The organism is Amphiplicatus metriothermophilus, assembly GCF_900199215.1.
GTDB lineage: Bacteria > Pseudomonadota > Alphaproteobacteria > Caulobacterales > Parvularculaceae > Amphiplicatus > Amphiplicatus metriothermophilus.
Window position 1 is genome coordinate 1 of sequence record NZ_FZQA01000005.1, and the last position, 20,293, is coordinate 20,293.

Below are 20,293 nucleotides of genomic sequence, written 5' to 3' on the forward strand. Positions count from 1 at the left end.
GACTGCAGGATGAGTGCCTAAAACCGGAGCTTTTCAATCATCTGATCGAGGCGAAGATCATCATCGAAAATTGGCGGCGCCATTACAACACAGAGCGCCCACACACATCATTGGGGTACAGACCGCCGGCGCCGGAGACCTTCCATCCGGCCGATCCGGCCTGCGCTGTGTGGAGGCTACAGCCGGATCGGCCTTCCCTCGGAGCCAATCCCATGGTTACATAAAGAATGGCTGCGCCATCGGGGTTTCGTCAAGAAGGCGCCGCCGGCGGGGCGATAGGGATAGGGCCCGTAATTGAAGTCGTTGGACATGACGCGCGTTCGCCCGTCGACGTCCAGCCCGTGCGGTTTCGCCCAGTTGCCGCGCATGCCTTCGTCGAAGTCGAAGGTGGTGTCCTTCATGCCTAGCGGGCCGAAGACCCGATCCTCCATCGCCTTGTCGTAGGCGGCGCCGATTTCCATGTCGGGATAGGCGAGGGCGCCGCCGAGATACCCTGCCGCCGCGGCCATGGGATTGTTGTACTGGAACAGCTCGCCGAAATCGCTGGTGGGCTGGGTTTCGGCAAGCTGGCGAAACGTGTCGGCCGCCGGCGCGCCCTGATCGGCGAGAATGAAGGCCCAGTCCTTGCGCGGGAGCCCCGTGCAGGCGCAGACGAGGTGGCGCACAAGCGTGGCGTTCGTCGTGCTCTCGGAGCCGAGCCGAAAGTCCGGGTAAAGATCGACGACGCGCTGGTCCCATTCGAGCTTGCCTTCGTCCGCGAGAATCGAGAGCAGCAGCGTCGACATGCCTTTCGTATTGGACGCGACCATGAATTTCGTCTTTGCGTCGACCGGCTTGTCCGAGCCCAGCGCGCGCACCCCGACGCCGCCCTGCCAGACGACCTCGCCCTGATCGATCAGCGCCAAGCCTACGCCGGGAACGTCAAGAATATCCGCCGCTTCGGCCACGAAGTCGCGAAGCGCCTGCACGCGCTCCGGCGTCAGGCGATGCGCCTCCTTCCCGGCAAAGTTCTCGCGCTCGTAGCCCGCCGGCTGCAGTGCCTCCCGGACCAGCGAGACGGCGGCCGAACGTTTGTTGGCGGTCGCCTGCGATCCATTGACGATCAGCACCGTCCACGCATCGCCCTTGCGCAGCGACAGCGCGGAAACCGTCGCCTGCTCCGCAGGCGAAGTTTCATATGAGAGGTTGACGCGCTCGTCCCACCCGTTCGCCGGCGCGGCGGGCGTCGCCAGCCGCACTTCGCGGTTCGCCTCGGGATCGTAGAGCGACCATGCCTTGGCCGCGGCTTCACCCGCGTCGTTCGCCGCGCCGACCTCGACAATGGCGATATCGAGATCGCCTTCGGGCGCGGTGAAGACCGTCAGCGGGCCCTCGGTCGCACCGGACCAGTCCTTCGGCTGAACGTAGGATGAGCCCGCCGAGGTTGCGCCGGGCGTGTCCGCCGTTGCGGCCTCCTGCGCCGATGCGGCCGTTGCGAAGCTCAGAAAAGCGAAGGCAAGAAGGGCGGATTTCATCATTTGTCTCCTCCGGCGGCGATGGGGCCGGCGTCTTCGGGCTTCACCCGGTGAAAGGCCATATAGGGCATGGAGGCGTAGGACATGCGCAGGTCGTTCTTGTCGCCATGGAACCGGATGCGGTCATAGGGGCCGCCTTCCCGCGCGCCGGTAACCCGCTCATAGGTCATGGGCCCGATCCGCTCCCAATAGGTCGTTTCGTCCCGGCTGGTGACGACGATGGCGTTGGCGCCGGCGGCCTCGACCTTGATGTCGAATTCAGGGCGCGGGTCGCGTGAGTAGTCGCGTCGGTTCGCTCGGTATGTTCCTGTCGGCGGAACCTCGCTTTGCGCGGCGGCGACGCGCGAGGCGGGTGCCTGCGGGAAGACGCGGCCGATAATGGCGTTGGCGAGGTCGGTGCGTCCTTGCGAACTCTTGTCGCCTCCGGTCATGGACACGAAAAAGCCGAAGTCCGCCTCGGGCGCCAGGACGAGGAGGGAATGGAAGTCGCCGGTGTTGCCGCCGTGGCCGACGAGCCGCGGCCCGGCGTCGCGGATGACGTAAAATCCGTGGGCCATCGAGGGGAGCCCTTCCGCGTTGGCCATAGAGTCGCTCATCAGCAGGCGCACGGAGTCGTGCTTGAGGATGCGCGTGCGGCCGAGACGGCCTTCGTTGAGCATCGCCTTGATGAAGCGCGCCATGTCGGCGCCGCTCGACGTGCCGGAGCCGGCGGGCATGATTGAGCTGAAAAGCTCGAACGGTTCCGCGGCAAGACGGCCGTCCTCGAGCTCATAGCCGTTCGCCATGCGCGGCGCGAGCGCGTCGGGGAGGGGCTCGCGGAACGTCGACGAGTTCATGTTCAGCGGCTGGAAGACGTGGTTTTCGACGTAATCGGCGAAGGGCTCGCCGGAGACCCGCTCGACGATGTAGCCCGCTAGCGCCACGCCATAGTTCGAATAGGCAATCTCGGTCCCCGGCGCCCAGAGGCGCGCCGGAATGTGGGCCTTGATCCACTCGCCATAGGGCGTGAGTTCTTCAACCGTCTGGACGGAAATGCCGCTTACGTCGCTCATGCCGGGGCTGTGCGACATCAGGTGGCGCACCAAGATTGGCTGTCCTTCAAAAGGCGGTATGGTGAAGTCGATATAGCGGTTGACGTCCTCGTCGAGATCGATGCGGCCCTGCTCGACCTGCTGCATCAACGCCGTCCAGGTGAACAACTTCGACACGGACCCTGGACGGAACAACGTGCGCTCGGCGTCAACCTTCACGCCGTTGTCGATATCGGCATGTCCGTATCCGCGCGCGAAAATCGTCTCGCCCCGATGAACGATAGTGACGACCGCGCCCGCCACTTCGTGGCTCGCGATTTGTTGCGCCATCACGCCATCGATGAAGTCGGCGACGCCCTTGAGGTTCTGCGCCTCGACGCGTTGCGATGACGCCGCCGCGGCGTCCGACTGCGCGACCGTCTCTTGCGGCGCGCCTGAAACGAGCAGCGCCAACGCCGCCGCCGCGCCTCGCGAAAATGCTTTCACAGTCATCAAGACCTCACCCTTCTCACCATAGTTCGCGCCAGGGCCTGTCCAGGCGCAGGAGCATCCCTCGCTCCGTCTCAAGGAGATTGCGCGCCGTCGCGCGGCGTTCTCCGGATTGGCCGCCCCGGAAGAACCGACGTGTCGAGCACGCCGTTCGAGACCAGCGGCGTTCCGGCGACGATCACATGTTCAAAGCCTGCCGACATCTGCGCCGGTTCTTCATAGGTCGCGCGGTCGCTCACCCGGGCGATACCGAACACCACGATATCGGCGTCGGCGCCTTCCTGGAGCCGGCCCTTGCGGCGCATCTGCGGAACGGACTCCTCGAGGATTTGCGCAGGGATGAGGCTCGTCTTGGCGAGCGCGTCGATCAGGCTGATCGCTTCCTGCTCGCGGACATAGACGCGCAGGAATTTCGAGAACGTGCCGGCGCTGCGCGGATGCGACTCCGCGTGGGCGGGGATCGGCCAGACGTCGCTCGCGATCTCTTCTCCGTTTATCTGCCACTCGCCGCCGTCCGAAGCGATGGCGCCGCCGGGATAGAGGATGGACTGATCGAGAATGGCCTGATCTTCCGGTTTGTCCTCCGGGTGGAGAAAGTGAACAACGATGTCGGTTCTCGGCGCCTCCTTCTGGAGCCGGTCGAATTCGGCGTCGGTGAGCGGCGTTCCGTCGAGCGTGAAGTCCGACTTCTTGATGCCGCCGAGGCGCGCCTGCCAGTTTCCCCCTTCAAACAGAGCGGTTCCGATGGCCGTAGCGCCGGCGCCGTAAGGATAGGCCTCGACGGTGATGTTGACGCCGCGACCTTGAGCGCCTTGCAGCATCGCACGTATGGGCGCGATGTTGCGCAGGCTGATGCTGTTCAGGTGAGAAACATGCATCTGCGCACCCGTGGCGGCGGAAACCGCGACCATTTCCTGGAAGCCCTCGAATGAGCTGTCGGGCTCAGTGTTAGAGAGATATCGCGCATGCGTGAATGTCGGCACGCCGTTCGTCGCCGCAAGTTCGTGCAGTGCGTAATACTCGCCCCTGCCTGAGCCCGGCGAGTATCCGAGGAGAACGCCGATTCCCAAGCCGCCTTCATCGAGGCCCTGTTGAACCCGCGCGAGGATGCGCTCCGATTGCGTCTCGTCGGCGACCATGTAGCGCCAGTCCGGGCCGTTCGGGTCGCGCTCGAATTCATCGTCATGGGACGCGGGCTCCTGCCCGGTGATCTCAGCGATGCGCGCGCGCGACCAGTTGACGGACGCGCCGTAGTGAATGGGGCGACCTTCCTCGGCGGCCGCGTCATAGAAGCTGGAGACAGGGTACTCGCCGGATTCGAGTTCAAGCGCGGTCGTGACGCCGTCGAGCGCCTGGGCGCGCCCCGACGGAATGTTCTGTCCGTGAGCGTGCAGATCAATGAACCCCGGCGCGACAACGAATCCTTCGGCGTCGATCACACGCGCGCCGCTGATGTTCTTTTTCGTGATCCTGGCGATCCTGTCGCCGCGCACGCCGACATTGCGGACGGCGTCGAGCCCTGTTTCGGGATCGATCACGCGGCCGTTCAGGATGACGAGGTCAAAGGTCTCTTCTGCGCTCGCGGCTGGAAAGAGGCCGAGCAGGGTGGCGAGCGCAAGCCCCAGAGCAACAAATGTCTTCACAGCTCTTGTCCTCCCATGAAGCCGTTGCGTGGCGAAGACCCGGTCGTACGCTCCCGCCCGCCGATCAGCGCCGCCTGACGAATTTGAGGTCATGAAAATCGAAGGAGAAGTCGGTCGTTTCCGACACGGCTTCCATTTCCATTCCGACGATGTCGCCGTCTTCGGTTGAAAAAATCACGTAGGCGTCGGCATTGAGCGACCGATCCGGCCAGCGCGCAACGAACTTGTCGGGCTCGACCGGGATGAGGGGCGCGTCGAGAACTTCCGAGCGGCTCATGTCGATGAACAACGCATCGTCGCGGATTTCGATGGAGACGGGGCCGTACCACGGATCTACGTAAACGCCGACATAGTCCTTTAGCGGACGGACCGGCTCGATGGCGACGTCTCCGGCGCCTTCGCCGAGGCCGGCGTCCTTCTGCGCCGTCGCCTGAACCCTGGCGTAATATTCGGAGAGGACGCCGATCCAGTCGGAGTCCGAGCCCGGCGCCGCCGCCTCGTTGAGGATTTGAAGCGCAAGCGCGCTGGCGCCGGGCGTCGAGACGTTGCTTGTGACGAAGACGGCGACATCCTCTTCCGGCAGCAGCCCGAAATACGCCGACGCGCCCAAAAGCCCGCCGCTATGGCCGACAAGAAGCTTGCCGTGAAAGTCGCGCAGCGTCCAGCCCAGTCCGTACAGGGAGAAATGCGTGTTCCCGAGCTGGGAGAGCATGGGATTAACGTTCTGCGGCGTCACGCCCGTCCACAGCTCCTTGACCTGCTCCTCCGTGATCAGCCTCTCGCCCGACGGGGTCTTGCCGTCATTGAGCCAGAACTGCGCCCATTTCGAAAGGTCCTCGATAGGGCAGCTGATGCCGCCCGCAGGCGAGGTATTGTCGCCCACGATGTAACGCGGATCGATCGGTTTGGCGTCCCAGCTTCCCGGCGTTCTCAGATGCTGCGTAACGGTCCGCTTCGACGCAGCCGCCTTCGACGGCAGCGCTTCGCAGGACCTCATCCCGAGCGGCTTGAAGAGTCGCGCTTCGATCGACTTGTGCCAGGGCCGCCGGTCGATCCGCGACAGCACCTCTCCGGCGATCATGTACATGAGATTGTCGTAGGCGTATTCCGAGCGAAAGCTCGTCGCCGGGGGAATATGCTTTATCGCGGCGAGAATATCGGAAACCTCCGGTTTCGCGTCCGGAATGACGAGGAGGTCGCCGGCGCCCAGCGGCAGCCCCGAGCGATGGGTCACCAGATCCCGCACGGAAAATTCCGCGGTGATATAGGGATCGGACATCTCGAATTCGGGAATGTATTTGCGAACCGGATCGTCCCAGCCGAGCTTTCCCTCATCGACGAGCATCGCCAGCGAGGCCGTCGTGAACGCCTTGCCGATCGACGCGAAGGGAAAGATGGTGTTCTCGTCGACCGGCGCGCCGGTGCGCACATCGCGCACGCCATAGGTTTCCTGGAAAATAATGGAATCACTGTCGACGACGGTGACGGCGAGTCCGGTGACTTTGAAAGCCTCGTTCGCGCGCGCCGTATAGGCTTCGATTTTTTCCGGCGTTATGTCCGCGGCGCATACGGCGCCGGCCCACAGCGCGAACAGGACGGCCATTGGAGCGATGCGGCGTCCACTCATGAGTTCTCTCCCTTTGAGCGCTTATGACTTCCAGATCTCGCCAAGGGCGCGCTTGAAATTGCCGCCCAGGATGAGCTCGATATCGGAATCGCTGTAGCCGCGGCGGACAAGCCCTTCGGTCAGGTCGAACACCTTTTGCGGATGATCGAAGCCGTCGGTGTCGATCTTGCCGCGGAACTTGTAGGAGTCCTTGTAGCCGCTCTTGAGCCGCTCATAGGCGGCTTCCGGCAGATCATCATAGCCGTCCGCATCCATGTCGGACCCGATGCCCAAATGTTCGACGCCGACCAGCTTCGCGACATAATCAAAATGATCGAGCATGTGCTCGATGGTCGTCGGCTCCTTGTCGCGGATGAAATTCCGCACGCCGGTAATGCCCATGACGCCGCCGGATTTGGCCATTTTCTTGATCGCTTCGTCGGACTTGCAGCGCGGATGCCCCCCGGCGAGGGCGCGCGCGTTGGAGTGGGTGATCAGCACCGGCGCCTCGGAGAGTTCGAAAGCGTCTAGCGTGGTCCTGTCTCCGCAGTGCGAGACGTCGACCGCCATGCCGACCTCGTTCATGCGCTTGATGATCGCCGCGCCGAAGTCGCTGACGCCGCCGTCGACGCGATCGGTCGATCCGGCGCCGATGCGTGTCTGCGAATTGTAGGTCAGCTGGCTGATCCGCTGGCCGAGATGGTAAAACTCGTTGACGTCGTCGGGCCGCTCGAAATGCTGGGCGTTCTGTATGCCGACGATATAGCCGATCTTGCCCTCGGCCTTGACCGCGTCCATATCGGCGACGGAGTCGATGCGGCGGAACACGTCCGGCCGTTCGGCGGCGTAGGCGTTCAGCCGGGCGACATAGGCCAGCGCGCTGTCGCGCCCGCCGAGGCCGATCGCGGGATGATAGATGTTGACGCCCGCCGATCGCAGCTTCTCAAGATGCGCGTCGTCGACCGCCATTCCGTCCTTCAGCTTGGAGTTTCCGGCCGTCAGCATGTCGCCGAGGTCTCCCAGCAGGGAGAGCATGTCGATGACGAGATTGCGGTTGATGAGCTCGACGGTCTTGGCGGAATAGGTCCGTTCGCCGGCGGCGAAGACCTTGTACCGGCCGAAATTGACCATGGTCGCCGCCGTTCCCGCCGCGGCGAGGCCGCCCTTCAGCATCCCGCGGCGCGACGTCTTGGATTGAGCGCCGCCCTTGCGGTTCGCCCTCGAACTGGCCTCCATCGACATACCCCTCATATCCTTGCGCGCTTGCAACGCTAACCCAATCGCTGCTGTTAATACAGCCTTAATTTGTCATAAGACGTGCAAAATCTTCACCTGCTGGACATAAATTGAACCGCCCCGACTTTCCCGGAGGCTCCGACCTGTGAGAAGGAGGAGCCATTATGGGACGACATACGACACGATATCCGGCGGAGGTTCGCGAGCGGGCTGTCCGCCTGGTGCTGGACCATCGGGGCGATCACGCCTCGCAGTGGGAAGCGATCGGTTCGGTGGCGGCGAAGATCGGGTGTACCGCCGAGACGCTGCGCCGATGGGTGAGGCAAGCTGAACGCGACAGCGGGGTTCGGCCTGGGGTGACGAGCGAGGACCGCGACCGGATCCGCACACTCGAGCGTGAGAACCGCGAGCTGCGCCAGGCTAACGAGATATTGCGCAAGGCCAGCGCTTATTTTGCCCAGGCGGAGCTCGACCGCCGGTACAAGCCATGATCGCCTTCATCGACGATCATCGTGAGGAGCACGGGGTCGAGCCGATCTGCAAGATATTGCCGATCGCCCCGTCCACTTATCGCGAGCACGCCGCCCGGCGCCGGGACCCGGACAGACGTCCGGCATGAGCCAAGCGCGATGAGGCCCTGAAGATCGAGGTCCGGCGCGTCTTCGAGGAGAACTTCGCGGTCTACGGCGTGCGCAAGGTCTGGCGCCAGCTACGGCGCGAAGGCTTCGATGTGACCCGCTGCACGGTGGAGCGGCTGATGGGTGAGATGGGCCTGGCCGGGGCGATCCGCGGCAAGCCGGTCAAGACTACGAGAAGCGACAAGACAGCGCCGTGCCCGCTCGACCGGGTGAACCGCCAGTTCCAGCCGCCTGCGCCAAACCGGCTGTGGGTGTCGGACTTCACCTATGTCGCCACCTGGACCGGCTTTGTCTACGTGGCGTTCGTCATCGACGCCTACGCCCGGCGTATCGTGGGCTGGCGGGTGAGCCGGTCGGCTCACGCCAGCTTTGTTCTGGACGCGCTCGAACAGGCGTTGCATCAGCGCCGGCCGGCGTCTGGAGACGGGCTCATCCATCATTCCGATCGCGGCAGCCAGTATGTCTCGATCAAGTACGCCGAGCGCTTGGCGGAAGCAGGAATAGAGCCCTCGGTCGGCAGCGTCGGAGACAGTTACGACAACGCCTTGGCCGAGACGATCAACGGGCTCTACAAAGCCGAGCTCATCCATAGGCGGGGCCCATGGCGTTCACTGGAAGCGGTCGAATACGTCACCCTGGAATGGGTCGACTGGTTCAATAACCGCCGCATTCTGGAGCCCATCGGGAACATCCCGCCAGCCGAGGCCGAAGAGCGATACTACGCCCAGCTTGATCAACTCGGTCTCGCCGCGTAACACTCAAATCAACCAGCCTCCGGGAAAGTCGGGGCGGTTCAAATCGGCGATAATTGTAGAAGGTGGCTGACTAGAGAGACGACGGCCGGGCGATGAACAAAAAAGCGCAACCCGCGAAAACCAAACGGAAAAACGGCGCCGATCCGGCGACCGCCTATGATCTCATCATGGATGCGATCGTGACGCAGAAGCTCGCGCCGAGCCAGAAGGTCTCAGAGAACATCCTGACCGAGATGTTCGACATCAGCCGGACTACCGCGCGCAATATTATGGAGCAGTTGACGGCGCAGCAGTTCCTTGTCTCCGTTTCGCCCAGGATCACGCGCGTCGCGCCCCTGACGCTGCTGGACGTAAAGCAGAATTTCGCGATGCGGAAAATGCTGCAGCCCGACATCTTCGCCATGGCCGCGTCGCAGGTCGATTACAACCAGTTCGTCAAATTGAACGAGGCCATCTCCCACAAGGAGCCGATCAACGACGACGCCATGGCGCTCAAGCTGTTGAAGGCGAACAAGCGCTTCAATCTCTATATGGCGCAACAGGTGAGATACCCGTTGCTGATTCACTGGATTCGCCAGCTCGAAGACACCACCATGCGAATCTACTGGCTATACGTCAAAATCAAGCATGTGCTGCCCTATGCGCTGGAGCACCAGCGTGCGCTTCTCGAGGCCGTGAAAAAGGATCAGTCGGCGGAGATTCGAGATCAGACCCACAAGATCCTGTCGGTTTGCGAAGAGCGGGTGCTGGATGCGATCTTCATGCACGACCGCCTCTACACGCAGGATCTGCGGCTGCCGTCCGCCGCGGAAGCAAGAGCGGCGCATTAATAGTAAACAAGCGCGCCAGCGCGGGATCAGCCGGATATCGCGCTGCGGGGGCGACATCCGCTCATGCCGGGGCGCGACGTTCCAATCGACGGTATGGCTGTGCCTAATTCGCAACAGCGACCCTCTGCCGCCAAAGATTTTCTGATAAATCCGCTTTCAATTTAAATAAGGCTGCGATACGCTGAAATACGGCGGACAGCCAAATCAGTTGCGCCGGCTACACCGGGAGGGATTCCATGGCTCATCATAAGAAGCTTTGTCTTTTGAGCGGCGCTGCGCTTCTGGCGTTGTCTGCGCCGGCGTACGCGCAGGAGGGCGCAGAGGGCGACGCCGAGGAAAACGCATCCAAGGACGTGATCGTCGTCACAGCGCGGTTTCGCGAAGAGTCGATTCAGGACATCGGCGCCAGCGTCACAGGGCTTTCGGAAGAAGCGCTTCAGGAGCAGGGGCTGCGCGATCTCGACGACATCGCCCGCATTGTTCCGGGCCTGCAGACGATCAAGTCGCGGCAGAACTCCAACGACATTGCGATTCGCGGCGTGATCTCCGCCGGCAGCGGCTACGAGACCAGCGCGGTCTTCAGCGTTTATGTCGATGAGGTTTCGGTTGCCGGGGCGGGCAACCTTCGCGACTTCAGTTCGGTCGATCTCAACCGCATCGAGGTTATCCGCGGGCCCCAGCCCACGCTCTACGGCGAAGGAGCGGTCGGCGGCGTCATCCGCTATTTCACGAAGGACCCCGACCTCGACGGGCCGAGAGTCACCGGAACGGCGAGAGGGCAGATCGAATCGATCAACGAAGGCGGGCTCGCCTATAGCGGCGAGAACGGGACGTCGATCATTCTTGCCCCCGGGAAACTGGGCGTTCGGCTTTCGGGCTTTTACCGCAAGGACGAAGGCTTCATCGACAATCCGAACGAGGCCGACGACGTGAACGGTTTCGACTCCGTTGGCGGGCGCGCCGTTATCCTGGCGCAGCCGACCGACGCCCTGGAGATTCGGTTATCGGCGTTTCTTTCGCGGGACGACATGGGCGAGTCGACGCAGGTCGATCCCGGTTCCGATCCGGAGGACCTCACCTTTTCCGCGTCGCCCATGAGCGGCGACTTCTCGGACGATTTCGACCTCTATTCGGGCCGCATCTCCTATGACTTCGGCGCGCTCAACCTGACGTCGATTACCGGATATTACGAACGGCGGACCGCGTCGTCCCTGTTCAGCGCCGGGAACTCGTTCGGCCTCGCCCCCTTCTTCCCGACGGTCGATACGACGACGTTCTCAACGTCTGCGGGAGAATTCCAGCAGTGGTCGGAGGAGGTGCGGCTCGTCTCCGATTTCGACGGGCCTTTGAACTTCACCTCTGGCTTCTATTTCAGAGACCGCCAGGACGTTGGCGGGCAGTTTCTGACCTGCGAGGGGTGCGCTCCGGTGACGACGCCGCAAAGCCCCAATCTCGCTACTCGGCTGAGCGAAACGCAAACCCGGCAGTATTCCGGATTCCTGGAGCTGACATACGAGGTCAGCGACGTCTTTCGCGTCATCGGCGGCGCGCGCTACGTCAACGACACGGTGACGGCGACGCTCCTTCAGGATGATGTCGTCAATCTCGTTCCCCGTTTCGACGGCATGGGCAATCTCATTCCGTGGACGGAGTCCGATCCCATACCCTTCGTCGACATTCTCGCCACGCTGAACGGCGCCGGGCTCGGCACCGAGTTCGAGTTCGTGCTCGACCGGTTCCTGCCGCGCGGCGGCGTCGAATACGACGTGACAGACGATGCAATGCTTTATCTGAACGCCGCGCTCGGCGCCCGCAACGGCGGCGTCGGCAATGCGATTGGCGCGCTGGGCGCCTCCGGCGGCGACGAGAACGTGTTCTTCGAAAACCTTTTCTTTGAGGAAGACAGCGTTTTCTCCGTCGACGGCGGCGTCAAATCGGCGTGGCTCGACGGAGCGCTGACGGCGAATCTGGGCGTGTTCTACACGAAGTACAAGGACACGCAGATCCAGGTGAACACGCCGGCGAACAACACGATCAACGGCCCGAACCAGCGCCTGCTGGGGCTGGAGCTCGAGACGGCGTATCGGTTCAACGATATGTTCGCCACTTTCTTGAACGCGTCGGTGCTGGACGCCGAGTTCCAGGACGGACAGGTCATCTCTCCGCCGCCGCCGGGCGTCACGCCGCCTTATTTCGACCTGGCGGAGGGTAATAGCCCTTCCAACGTGCCGGAATTCACCTTGGCGACGGGGTACACCTTCAAGCGCCCGACAGGGTGGGGCGATTTGAGCCTGACCTCGAGCGGCTCGTTCCAGTATGTCGGCAAGCGCTATTCTTCGGTGCAGAACTTTCCCTCGACGCAGCTCGATCCGTTGGAGATCCTCAATCTGCGCATTGGCGTCGAGAATGACGTCTGGGCGCTCAATTTGTTCGCCAGCAATCTTCTGGACGATATCGAGGCGGTGAACATCGGCGGCAATCCGCTGCAGCAGTTCATCGACGCGAACGGCGACCTTAATGCGCCAGTGGTTGGTGTCAGCGTCAATCGGCCGAGAACGTTCGGCGTGAACCTGACGCTTCGGTACTGACATTTGCGCTTGTGCGAACGCGCCCGGCGAAGCTCTTCCGCTCCCCCGGCGCCGGGCGCGTCGCACATCCATACAGGCGCTCCGGCTCGAGCATGTCGGGACCAACTGACGGATAACGGCTGGCGAAGCGTTTATGAATGACGTGTTCAAACGATATCTTCTGCCGGGGCTCGTCTTTCAATCCGTAATCATCGGCGGCGGATACGGCACAGGCCGCGAAATCGCGGAGTTCTTCTTATCGCACGGAGCCGTCGGCGGGCTGCTGGGCATGGCTGTGGCGGCGCTTGCATGGGGTGTCGTCCTGGCGATCGCATTCGAATTCGCGCGCATCACGAAGGGGTACAACTACCGGACCTTCTTCGGCGCGCTCCTGGGGCCGGTCTGGCCGGTGTTCGAGATTCTCTACCTGCTGATCGCGCTGCTGGTGCTTTCCGTGCTTGGATCGGCGGCCGGCGAGATGGCGGCGGAGACATTCGGTCTCCCGCGCTTTGTCGGTGCCGCCGTGTTGCTCGGCGCGGTCGGCGCGCTCGCCTATTGGGGCAGCAAGACCATCGAACGCGCGCTGACTTTCTGGTCGATCATTCTCTACACGGTCTACGGCGCGTTTTTCATCTGGGTCGCGGCGCGCTTTGGCGGCGACATCTCATCCGCCCTGTCTCAGGGAAAGGCGGAGGGCGCGTGGCGCCTGGACGGCCTTCGCTATGCTGCTTACAACCTTATTGCCCTTGCGGCCGTGCTCTTTGTCCTGCCTTATCTCGACTCGCGGGAAACCGCGCTGAAGGCCGGCTTCGGCGCTGGCCTTCTCGGCGTCATTCCCGGCGTTTTCGTGTTCCTCGCGATGCTGTCGCAATATCCCGGAGTCGAACAGGAGCCTGTGCCGGTGTTGTCAGTCCTGCAGGGGCTGAACTCGCTCTGGTTCTTTGTCGTCTTCCAGATCGTGCTCTTCGGCACGTTCATCGAAACCGGGGCGGGCATCGTCCACGCCGTCAACGAGCGCGTGGCGAGCGTTTTCGATGAAAAAGGCCGGGATTTCCCGCACTGGGCGCGACTGGCCGTGGCGCTGTCGCTGCTGGGCGGTGCCATCTTTCTCGCGAGCGCGGTCGGGATCATCGACCTGATCGCCAAGGGCTACGGCGCGCTGTCTTACGCCTTTATCGCCATCGTCGTCGCGCCATTGCTTACCATCGGCGTTTACAGGATCGCCGCCGCAAAACCCTTGTTGACGGAGACGTAATGTGAATCTGGCCAAGCAAAGCCGGGCGAGCGAGCCTGTGGAAGGGCATGCGCAGAACAGCCCGATGGTGCGGCTGCGGCCGCCCTGGCTGATCTATTTCGGCGATGTCGAGGACGTCGGCCACGCCAAGACCGGGCTGGGGCTTATTCAATGGCGGCGGGAATTCTGCGCCGGCCAGATGCGCGCGTCCGGCTGCCATGTGGATGGCGGCATTCCTGACATGGGCATCGGCGAAGCGGTCGCGGCCGGGGTGAATTCGCTGGTGATCGGCGTCGCGCCTGCAGGCGGCTCGATCCCCCCTACATGGGTCAGCGACCTCGTGCGCGCCGCGCGCGCCGGGATCGACATCGTGTCCGGGATGCACGCGCGGCTGTCGGATTTTCCTGAGATCGTCGCCGCAGCGCGGGAGTCGGGCGCGCGCCTCATCGACGTTCGCACGCCGCCGCGGAACATCCCGGTCGGTTCCGGCGAGAGGCGTTCGGGCAAACGACTTCTGACGGTCGGCACGGACTGCGCCGTCGGCAAGAAATACACCGCGCTCGCCGTCGAGAAAGAAATGCGCGCCCGCGGCTGGAACGCCGACTTCCGCGCGACCGGACAGACCGGCATCATGATCGCCGGGCAGGGCGTCGCCATTGACAGCGTTATCGCCGATTTCATCTCGGGCGCCGCCGAGATGCTTTCACCCGCGGCGGCGCCCGACCATTGGGACGTGATTGAAGGGCAGGGCTCGCTCTCCCATCCGAGCTTCGCCGGCGTCAGCCTCGGGCTGCTTCATGGGGCGCAGCCCGACGCGCTCGTCCTGTGCCACGACCCGTCGCGAAAGTTTCTCCTGGGCATGGAGGGGAGCGGCTCGTTTCCAATCCTGCCGCTGGCTCAATCGATTGAGCAGTGCCTTGGCCTTGCCCGCCGCGTGAACGTCAACGCTCGGTTCGTCGGCGTGTCGGTCAATACGTCTCGCGTGTCTCCTGAAGAGCGCTCGCGATTGTACGAAGAGATCGCGCGCGAGACGGGACTGCCCGTCGCTGATCCCATTCGGGAGGGGGTGAAGGCGATCGTCGACCGTATTGCCGCGGAGTTCCGCTGATGGCCCGGAAGCTTGGTGTGCATAAAACGTCATGGCCGATGAGGGCGCCGTTTCGCATCACCGGCTATGTGTTCGAAACGATCGACGCCGTTGTCGTCGAAATCAGTGAAGGCGGCCATGTCGGGCGCGGCGAGGGCTGCGGGGTCTATTACCTGAACGACGTGGCGGACGGGATGCTCGACAGCATCGAGGCGCTGCGGTCGGACATCGAGGGCGGGCTCACGAGAGAGGAGCTTCAGTCGGCGTTGCCGGCCGGGGGCGCGCGCAACGCCGTCGACTGCGCGCTGTGGGATCTGACGGCGAAGCAGACTGGCAAGTCCGTCTGGGAGCTTACGGAGATCGAACCGCGCCCGGTGCAGACGGTGTTCACTATCGGGATTGAGGAAACGCCTGAGAAGATGGCGGCGAAGGCCGCGGGCGCGCGCGCCTTTCCGGTTCTCAAGGTCAAGCTCGACGGCGAGCAGCCGGTGGAGCGGATTGCGGCGATCCGCGCGGTGCGGCCCGACGCGACGCTGGTGATCGACGCCAATCAGGGCTTCTCGCTCGATCAGCTCAAGGAGGTCGCGGCGCCGCTCGGCGAACTTGGCGTTGCGATGATCGAGCAACCGCTGCGCCGTGGAGAGGACGAAGGCCTCGCCGGTTTCGACTCGCCCGTGCCCATCTGCGCCGATGAAAGCTGTCTCCATCGGGGCGAGTTGCCGGCGGCGCTCGAACGCTACGACATGATCAACATCAAACTCGACAAGACGGGCGGACTCACGGAGGGCCTCGCGCTCGCCCGCGAGGCGCGCGCGGCCGGCAAACGCGTCATGGTCGGCAACATGGTGGGCACGTCGCTTTCTATGGCGCCGGCGTTCGTGGTCGCGCAGCTTTGCGATTTCGTCGATCTCGACGGGCCGCTCAACCTGAAATCGGACTACGCCGGCGGCATGTCGTATGACGGCGGCATGGTGTCGGCGCCTTCGCCGGGCTTCTGGGGAGGCATGAGCTGACTCGGGCGGCGGCATATCCGCGCCGGCTCGGGGACGGCCAGGGGCGCGGCGCATGATTGAGTCCGGCGACGTTTTCGGGCTGCTCGCCGCGCTTTTGTGCCTCTCGGCGGTTGCGGCGGCGCTGGAGACGACGCCCGTCGGCAGGCGAATCTCCGGCGTCGGCTTCGTTCTGGTGGGCGCGCTCGCCGCGTCGCACTTCGGCGTCATTCCGCGCAGCGCCCCGCTCTACGACGCCATCTGGACCTATCTGGTCCCTTTCGCGATCGCGCTTTTTCTCCTGAAGGCGGACCTCGTCAAAGTCTTCGTCGAAGGCGGGCGCGTACTCATCGGTTTCGCTATTGGCGGCGTCGGCGCCGCCGCCGGCGCGCTTCTCGGCGCGCTCCTGCTCGATCTCGGGCCGAACGAGCCGGCGATCGCCGCGGTATTCAGCGCGACTTACATCGGCGGCTCGCTGAACTTTGTCGCCGTCGCCGAGGCCGTGCGGTTCGATCAGTCTTCGGAGCTGGCGGCGGCGCTTGCGATCGACAACATCCTCGGCACGGGGTTCATCATCTTCATCAACCTGATCGCGGGCTGGGCGCTGCTGCAGCGGCTTTATCCCTGGCGCAGCGAGAGCGTCTGGGGCGCGGCCGACAGCCCGGGCGGCGAGATCGGCACTTCGGTCACCCTGCCGAATCTCCTGTCCGCCATCGCCGTCGCCTCAGTCGTCGTCGCCGTGAGCGGCTTCGCGGCGGCGCGGCTCGGACTCGATCGCTATACGCTTCTCTTCATCACCGTGCTCATGACGGCGGTCGCCACGGTCGGCCGGACGTTCGTCGCGCGGCTTCGCGGCGAAGACATGATCGCCATGATCTTCATGTATCTCTTCTTCGCGATCATCGGCGCGGGGGCGGACATCGGCGGCATGCTTAGCGCGGCGCCGGAAATGTTCATGATCGTGCTGATGATCTTTGCCGCGCACCTCGTCGTGCTTTTTGCGGCGGGCGCCGTGCTGAAGCTCAACTACGCGGAGCTCATCGTCGCTTCGCTTGCCTGCATCACCGGGCCGCCCGTCGCGGCAGCCATCGCGATCCTGATGAAATGGCGAAATCTCGTCGCGCCGGGGATCCTCACAGGGATCCTCGGCTATGTCGTCGGCAATTTCGCCGGTGTCGGTATTTTCAAGCTTCTCGGAGGCTCGCTGCAATGAGCGCCGCCTTCATCCGGACAGCAAGGAGGGTGTCATGTCGTTGACCACCATAGCTCGCAGCATCTTCGCCGCGGCCGCGCTTTTGTCGCTGCCGATTTCGGCCGCGGCGCAGGAAAATCCGCTGGCTCCTGACCCGCTGGAGGAAGAGGAGGTTGAGACCGAGGAAAGCGAGCAGCCGGAAGATGCGGCGGCGCCAGCCGAGGGCGTCGCCGCGTTGACGAAGGCGGACGTCGACGCCTGGCTCGACGGCTTCATGCCTTATGCGCTTGAAGAAGCCGATATCGTCGGCGCCGTGGTGACTGTCGTCAAGGACGGCGAGATCCTGACGAGCCGCGGCTTCGGGTACTCCGACCTCGAAAACAGGACGCCGGTCGACGGCTATGGAACAATTTTCCGCCCCGGGTCGATTTCCAAGCTGTTCACCTGGATCGCCGTGATGCAGCTCGTCGAGCAGGGCAAGATCGACCTCGATGAGGACGTGAACACGTATCTCGATTTCGAGATCCCCGACGCCTTCGGCGCGCCGATCACCATGCGCAACCTGATGACGCACACGCCGGGCTTTCAGGAAAAGTTCCGGAACCTGATTATCGGCGATCCCGAGATGGCGCTGCCGCTCGAGGAGTTCCTGAAATCCTCCCCGCCACCCTCGCGCATCTTTCCGCCGGGCGTGACGCCGGCCTACTCCAACTATGGAACGGCGCTCGCGGGATATATCGTGCAGCGGCTGTCGGGCGAGCCTTTTGAGGAATACGTCGAGCGGCACATCTTTGACCCGCTCGGCATGGAGCGCGCCACCTTCCGCCAGCCGCTGCCCGAGCAATTCGAGCCCTACATGTCGAAGGGCTACCGGAGCGCGTCGGACGGAGAGGCCCAGTATTACGAGATCGTTCCGATGTCGCCGGCGGGTTCCATGGCGGCGAGCGGCGAGGCTATGGGGCGCTTTATGATCGGCATGCTTGAACGAGATCCTGCAATCATGAAGCCGGAGACGTGGCGACAGATGTACGAGACGATCTATCAGCTCTCGCCGCCCCTGAACGCCATGGCCTTAGGCGTCTGGGAGCTCGACAAGGGGGATTTGAGACTCCGCGGGCACGGAGGCGACACGAGCTTCTTTCATTCCGATCTGAACGTCGCTCTCGACAAGAACGTGGGGATTTACGTTTCCGTGAACAGCTCCGGAGAAGGGGCGGGGCCGTTGCGTTTTGCGGTGACGACGCGGTTCGCGCAGCGGTACTTCCCGGAAGCGACCGTGCCGGTCGGACCGCGCCTCGATACGGCGAAGGAACACGGCGCGCTGGTCGTCGGAGAGTATGAAAGCTCCCGGACGGTGGTCACCAACTTCGCCGCCATCCTCCGTTTCCTGGGCCAGCAAAAGATCACCATGAACGAGGAGGGGGATCTTGTATTCGAACTCTTCGGAAAGCCGTCCGTCTGGCGCGAGGTGGAGCCCTTCGTATGGCGCCATGTCGACGGCTATGAGCGGCTTGTCGCTGTTCGAAAGGAAAGCGGCGAGCTCGACTATGTCACCTTCGAGCCCATTTCGCCGATCATCCATCTGTTGCCCGCGCCGTGGTATCGCGCGTCGTCCCTTGTGACGCCGGTGCTTGCGGTTGCGCTCGGCGCGCTGGCGTTGACGCTGGTGTTCTGGCCGGTTCGCGCCCTCGTTCGCTGGCGCTATAAGCAGCCGTTTGCCCTGCGCGGCAAGGAAGCCATGGCGTACCGTCTCGCGCGCGTCGGGGCCGCGCTGGTCTTCGTCTTCATCGGAGCATGGGTGCTGACGTTCCAGTCCCTGTTCTCGGACCTGTCCGGACTCGGCGCTGACTTCGATACGCAATTGTATCTCACCATGGCGACGCAGATCCTGCTTTACGTGGCGATGGCGATTTCCCTCTGGAACGTCTTTATCGTCTGGCGGGGACGGCAGAGCTGGTTCGCGAAACTCTGGAGTCTCGTGCTGGCGCTGGCCGTGCTGGTCGTCCTTCTGTTCTCGGCCCTCAACGGCCTCCTCAGCTGGGAGACCAGCTTCTGAGGGGTTGGGCGACGTGACGCACCCGCGCTGACGCGGCGACGACGATGCGAATGCATCGTCGTCGCTGCCGGCTGCCAACAGCGACAGCGAGCCGAGGGCGAATGTAGGGCGCCGCCTGACGGGCCCAACTTCTGCCAATCTACTGAAAGCCCCAAACAGTGGTGCCCAGGAGAGGAATCGCCCGTCCCGAGTCTGGTTTTACTATCAAAATATTGGGAGAGGCCGTTCATCTGTGTACCAAGCACCATGCCAACACTTCAATACGCTTGGGTAATTCTGTTCCCAAACATGGTTTATTCTGTATCACGTTTGCGCATGTTTGTCAGCATTGGGACGAAAAATTTGGGGCTGTCCCAGATGTTCAGCTTCTTGAGTAGGGTTTGAGCCATTCCCGGAGGGTGCGCAAGAGGGCGTCCGGCGGGCCGTAATTGAAGCGCCATTCGCACTCCTTGATGAATAGAAGGAAGTGCTGGCGGGGGATGCCGTTGTAGCGGCGCAGGTGTCGCTTCGCCTGGTTCCAGAAGTTCTCAATGCCGTTGATGTGGTTTTCCCGGTCGGCGAAAAGCTTCGAATGATTGATCCGCATGTGGTGGAAATCGGTTACGTCGAGCTGGTCATAAGCGCGGAAGCTGTCAGTAAAGACGACGCTGTCAGGCTGCACTTTACAGGCGATTATAGGGATCAGCGTATCGGACCTCGTGTCCTTCACCGGCAGAACGAAAACGCGCCCGCCGCGCTTCAAAAGGCCGAAGACCGGGACCTTCCCCGCCGCGCCGCGCCCGCGCTTTCCCTTCCGTACACCGCCGAAATAGCTCTCGTCGACCTCGACTTCGCCGGCCGGCTCACCGGCTTCCTCGGCCAGCTTCTCGGCGATGACGCTCCGGAGCCGATGGTAGAAGGTCGCCGCCGTATCCTTGTTCACCCCGATCAGTGCAGACGCCGTTCGGGCCGGCGTACCGGCCACAAAGTGCTCGATGAGCCGATTGGTCTGATTATGCGTGAGTTTTGAATGCCTTAGCCGCAGCCCGCCATCCTAAATGTCTCAGACATCTAGGACAGCCCCTTTCCTCCAAAGGATCGCCGCCCTTTCGAGCTGTCTCGGCCATTTCTTGCGCCAATTCGCGCGCCTGATCCGGCGTCAGCGACTCGACCTTTCCGATTGTTGCGCGCCGTGTGCGGCCTTCCGCCGTCCGATACTGAAAGACGAAGCTTTTCCGGCCGCTTGGGAAGACCGAAAGACCGAAGCCCCACGGCTTTTCATCCCAGACATAGTAGCGATCCGGTTTGGGATGGGATGAGGCGATCAGGCTCTTGGTGATCCGGGGCATGAGGGGCTCTTTTTTTCGTCCGCGCGGTTCTTGCTTACCAGAGCGCTGGGTAAGCGTATGGTAAGCAGGATGGCTCAAATCGAGGCTTATTTTAGCAT

At 63.1% G+C, this 20,293-nt stretch carries 15 protein-coding genes, 1 pseudogene and 1 other annotated feature; of the genes and pseudogenes, 9 read left to right on the top strand and 7 right to left on the bottom strand.

The window, feature by feature from the left end:
• Window positions 1–224: transposase (locus tag CHB64_RS15555; RefSeq protein WP_234993349.1), on the top strand; the 224-nt coding region annotated here is incomplete at its 5' end.
• Here CHB64_RS15555 and CHB64_RS10900 read toward each other — a convergent pair.
• From CHB64_RS10900 to CHB64_RS10920, 5 genes are all read right to left on the bottom strand, one after another.
• Window positions 177–1,517 (bottom strand): serine hydrolase domain-containing protein, encoded by a 1,341-nt coding sequence (locus CHB64_RS10900; RefSeq protein ID WP_089412668.1) that lies wholly within the window; start codon window positions 1,515–1,517, stop codon window positions 177–179. The genes CHB64_RS15555 and CHB64_RS10900 overlap by 48 nt on opposite strands.
• On the bottom strand, window positions 1,514–3,037 hold the full coding sequence (locus tag CHB64_RS10905) for a serine hydrolase domain-containing protein (protein ID WP_089412669.1): 1,524 nt from the start codon (window positions 3,035–3,037) through the stop codon (window positions 1,514–1,516). The genes CHB64_RS10900 and CHB64_RS10905 overlap by 4 nt, the downstream gene beginning before the upstream one ends.
• A 71-nt stretch (window positions 3,038–3,108) precedes the next feature.
• Window positions 3,109–4,677, bottom strand: a complete 1,569-nt coding sequence (locus CHB64_RS10910) for an amidohydrolase family protein (protein WP_200815332.1) — start codon at window positions 4,675–4,677, stop codon at window positions 3,109–3,111.
• A gap of 64 nt (window positions 4,678–4,741) precedes the next feature.
• Window positions 4,742–6,304, bottom strand: coding sequence for a serine hydrolase (locus CHB64_RS10915; RefSeq protein WP_089412671.1), 1,563 nt, complete (start codon window positions 6,302–6,304; stop codon window positions 4,742–4,744).
• A gap of 21 nt (window positions 6,305–6,325) precedes the next feature.
• Window positions 6,326–7,525, bottom strand: coding sequence for a dipeptidase (locus CHB64_RS10920; RefSeq protein WP_200815333.1), 1,200 nt, complete (start codon window positions 7,523–7,525; stop codon window positions 6,326–6,328).
• A 158-nt stretch (window positions 7,526–7,683) separates the two neighbouring features.
• On the opposite strand from CHB64_RS10920, the pseudogene CHB64_RS10925 reads away from it, so the two are divergent.
• The 8 genes and pseudogenes from CHB64_RS10925 to CHB64_RS10960 all read left to right on the top strand — a co-directional run bounded on the left by CHB64_RS10925 (window position 7,684) and on the right by CHB64_RS10960 (window position 18,867).
• Window positions 7,684–8,912 (top strand): annotated as a pseudogene (locus CHB64_RS10925) (IS3 family transposase).
• Window positions 7,965–8,081 (top strand) — a sequence feature (AL1L pseudoknot). (Overlaps the previous pseudogene by 117 nt.)
• A 92-nt stretch (window positions 8,913–9,004) precedes the next feature.
• Window positions 9,005–9,742: a GntR family transcriptional regulator gene (locus CHB64_RS10930; RefSeq protein WP_089412672.1), complete on the top strand. Its 738-nt coding sequence runs from the start codon at window positions 9,005–9,007 to the stop codon at window positions 9,740–9,742.
• A 236-nt stretch (window positions 9,743–9,978) separates the two neighbouring features.
• Complete coding sequence (locus CHB64_RS10935; RefSeq protein WP_089412673.1) at window positions 9,979–12,330, top strand: TonB-dependent receptor; 2,352 nt, start codon at window positions 9,979–9,981, stop codon at window positions 12,328–12,330.
• Window positions 12,331–12,463: 133 nt separating this feature from the next.
• Entirely contained in the window at window positions 12,464–13,564 is a 1,101-nt protein-coding gene (locus tag CHB64_RS10940) for a YkvI family membrane protein (RefSeq protein WP_089412674.1), read from the top strand.
• 1 nt (window position 13,565) lies between these two features.
• Window positions 13,566–14,651: a DUF1611 domain-containing protein gene (locus CHB64_RS10945; RefSeq protein ID WP_200815334.1), complete on the top strand. Its 1,086-nt coding sequence runs from the start codon at window positions 13,566–13,568 to the stop codon at window positions 14,649–14,651.
• Window positions 14,651–15,643, top strand: coding sequence for an N-acetyl-D-Glu racemase DgcA (dgcA, locus tag CHB64_RS10950; protein WP_089412675.1), 993 nt, complete (start codon window positions 14,651–14,653; stop codon window positions 15,641–15,643). Before CHB64_RS10945 ends, dgcA begins: the two co-directional genes overlap by 1 nt.
• A 52-nt stretch (window positions 15,644–15,695) precedes the next feature.
• Window positions 15,696–16,832, top strand: coding sequence for a DUF819 family protein (locus tag CHB64_RS10955; RefSeq protein ID WP_089412676.1), 1,137 nt, complete (start codon window positions 15,696–15,698; stop codon window positions 16,830–16,832).
• Window positions 16,833–16,866: 34 nt separating this feature from the next.
• Complete coding sequence (locus CHB64_RS10960) at window positions 16,867–18,867, top strand: serine hydrolase domain-containing protein (RefSeq protein WP_143266007.1); 2,001 nt, start codon at window positions 16,867–16,869, stop codon at window positions 18,865–18,867.
• A 361-nt stretch (window positions 18,868–19,228) separates the two neighbouring features.
• Here the strand turns inward: CHB64_RS10960 and CHB64_RS10965 are convergent, their stop codons facing one another.
• Together CHB64_RS10965 and CHB64_RS10970 are read right to left on the bottom strand one after the other, a co-directional pair.
• Complete coding sequence (locus tag CHB64_RS10965) at window positions 19,229–19,891, bottom strand: IS1595 family transposase (protein WP_089412678.1); 663 nt, start codon at window positions 19,889–19,891, stop codon at window positions 19,229–19,231.
• Entirely contained in the window at window positions 19,860–20,195 is a 336-nt protein-coding gene (locus CHB64_RS10970; RefSeq protein ID WP_200815336.1) for an Arm DNA-binding domain-containing protein, read from the bottom strand. The genes CHB64_RS10965 and CHB64_RS10970 overlap by 32 nt, the downstream gene beginning before the upstream one ends.
• Window positions 20,196–20,293 lie beyond the last annotated feature (98 nt).

Bases quoted from the DNA above. Each gene is read 5' to 3' on its own strand.
- CHB64_RS10900 (WP_089412668.1), bottom strand. From the start codon at position 1,517: ATGATGAAATCCGCCCTTCTTGCCTTCGCTTTTCTGAGCTTCGCAACG.
- CHB64_RS10905 (WP_089412669.1), bottom strand. From the start codon at position 3,037: ATGACTGTGAAAGCATTTTCGCGAGGCGCGGCGGCGGCGTTGGCGCTG.
- CHB64_RS10915 (WP_089412671.1), bottom strand. From the start codon at position 6,304: ATGAGTGGACGCCGCATCGCTCCAATGGCCGTCCTGTTCGCGCTGTGG.
- CHB64_RS10920 (WP_200815333.1), bottom strand. From the start codon at position 7,525: ATGTCGATGGAGGCCAGTTCGAGGGCGAACCGCAAGGGCGGCGCTCAA.
- CHB64_RS10930 (WP_089412672.1), top strand. From the start codon at position 9,005: ATGAACAAAAAAGCGCAACCCGCGAAAACCAAACGGAAAAACGGCGCC.
- CHB64_RS10935 (WP_089412673.1), top strand. From the start codon at position 9,979: ATGGCTCATCATAAGAAGCTTTGTCTTTTGAGCGGCGCTGCGCTTCTG.
- CHB64_RS10940 (WP_089412674.1), top strand. From the start codon at position 12,464: ATGAATGACGTGTTCAAACGATATCTTCTGCCGGGGCTCGTCTTTCAA.
- dgcA (WP_089412675.1), top strand. From the start codon at position 14,651: ATGGCCCGGAAGCTTGGTGTGCATAAAACGTCATGGCCGATGAGGGCG.
- CHB64_RS10955 (WP_089412676.1), top strand. From the start codon at position 15,696: ATGATTGAGTCCGGCGACGTTTTCGGGCTGCTCGCCGCGCTTTTGTGC.
- CHB64_RS10960 (WP_143266007.1), top strand. From the start codon at position 16,867: ATGTCGTTGACCACCATAGCTCGCAGCATCTTCGCCGCGGCCGCGCTT.
- CHB64_RS10970 (WP_200815336.1), bottom strand. From the start codon at position 20,195: ATGCCCCGGATCACCAAGAGCCTGATCGCCTCATCCCATCCCAAACCG.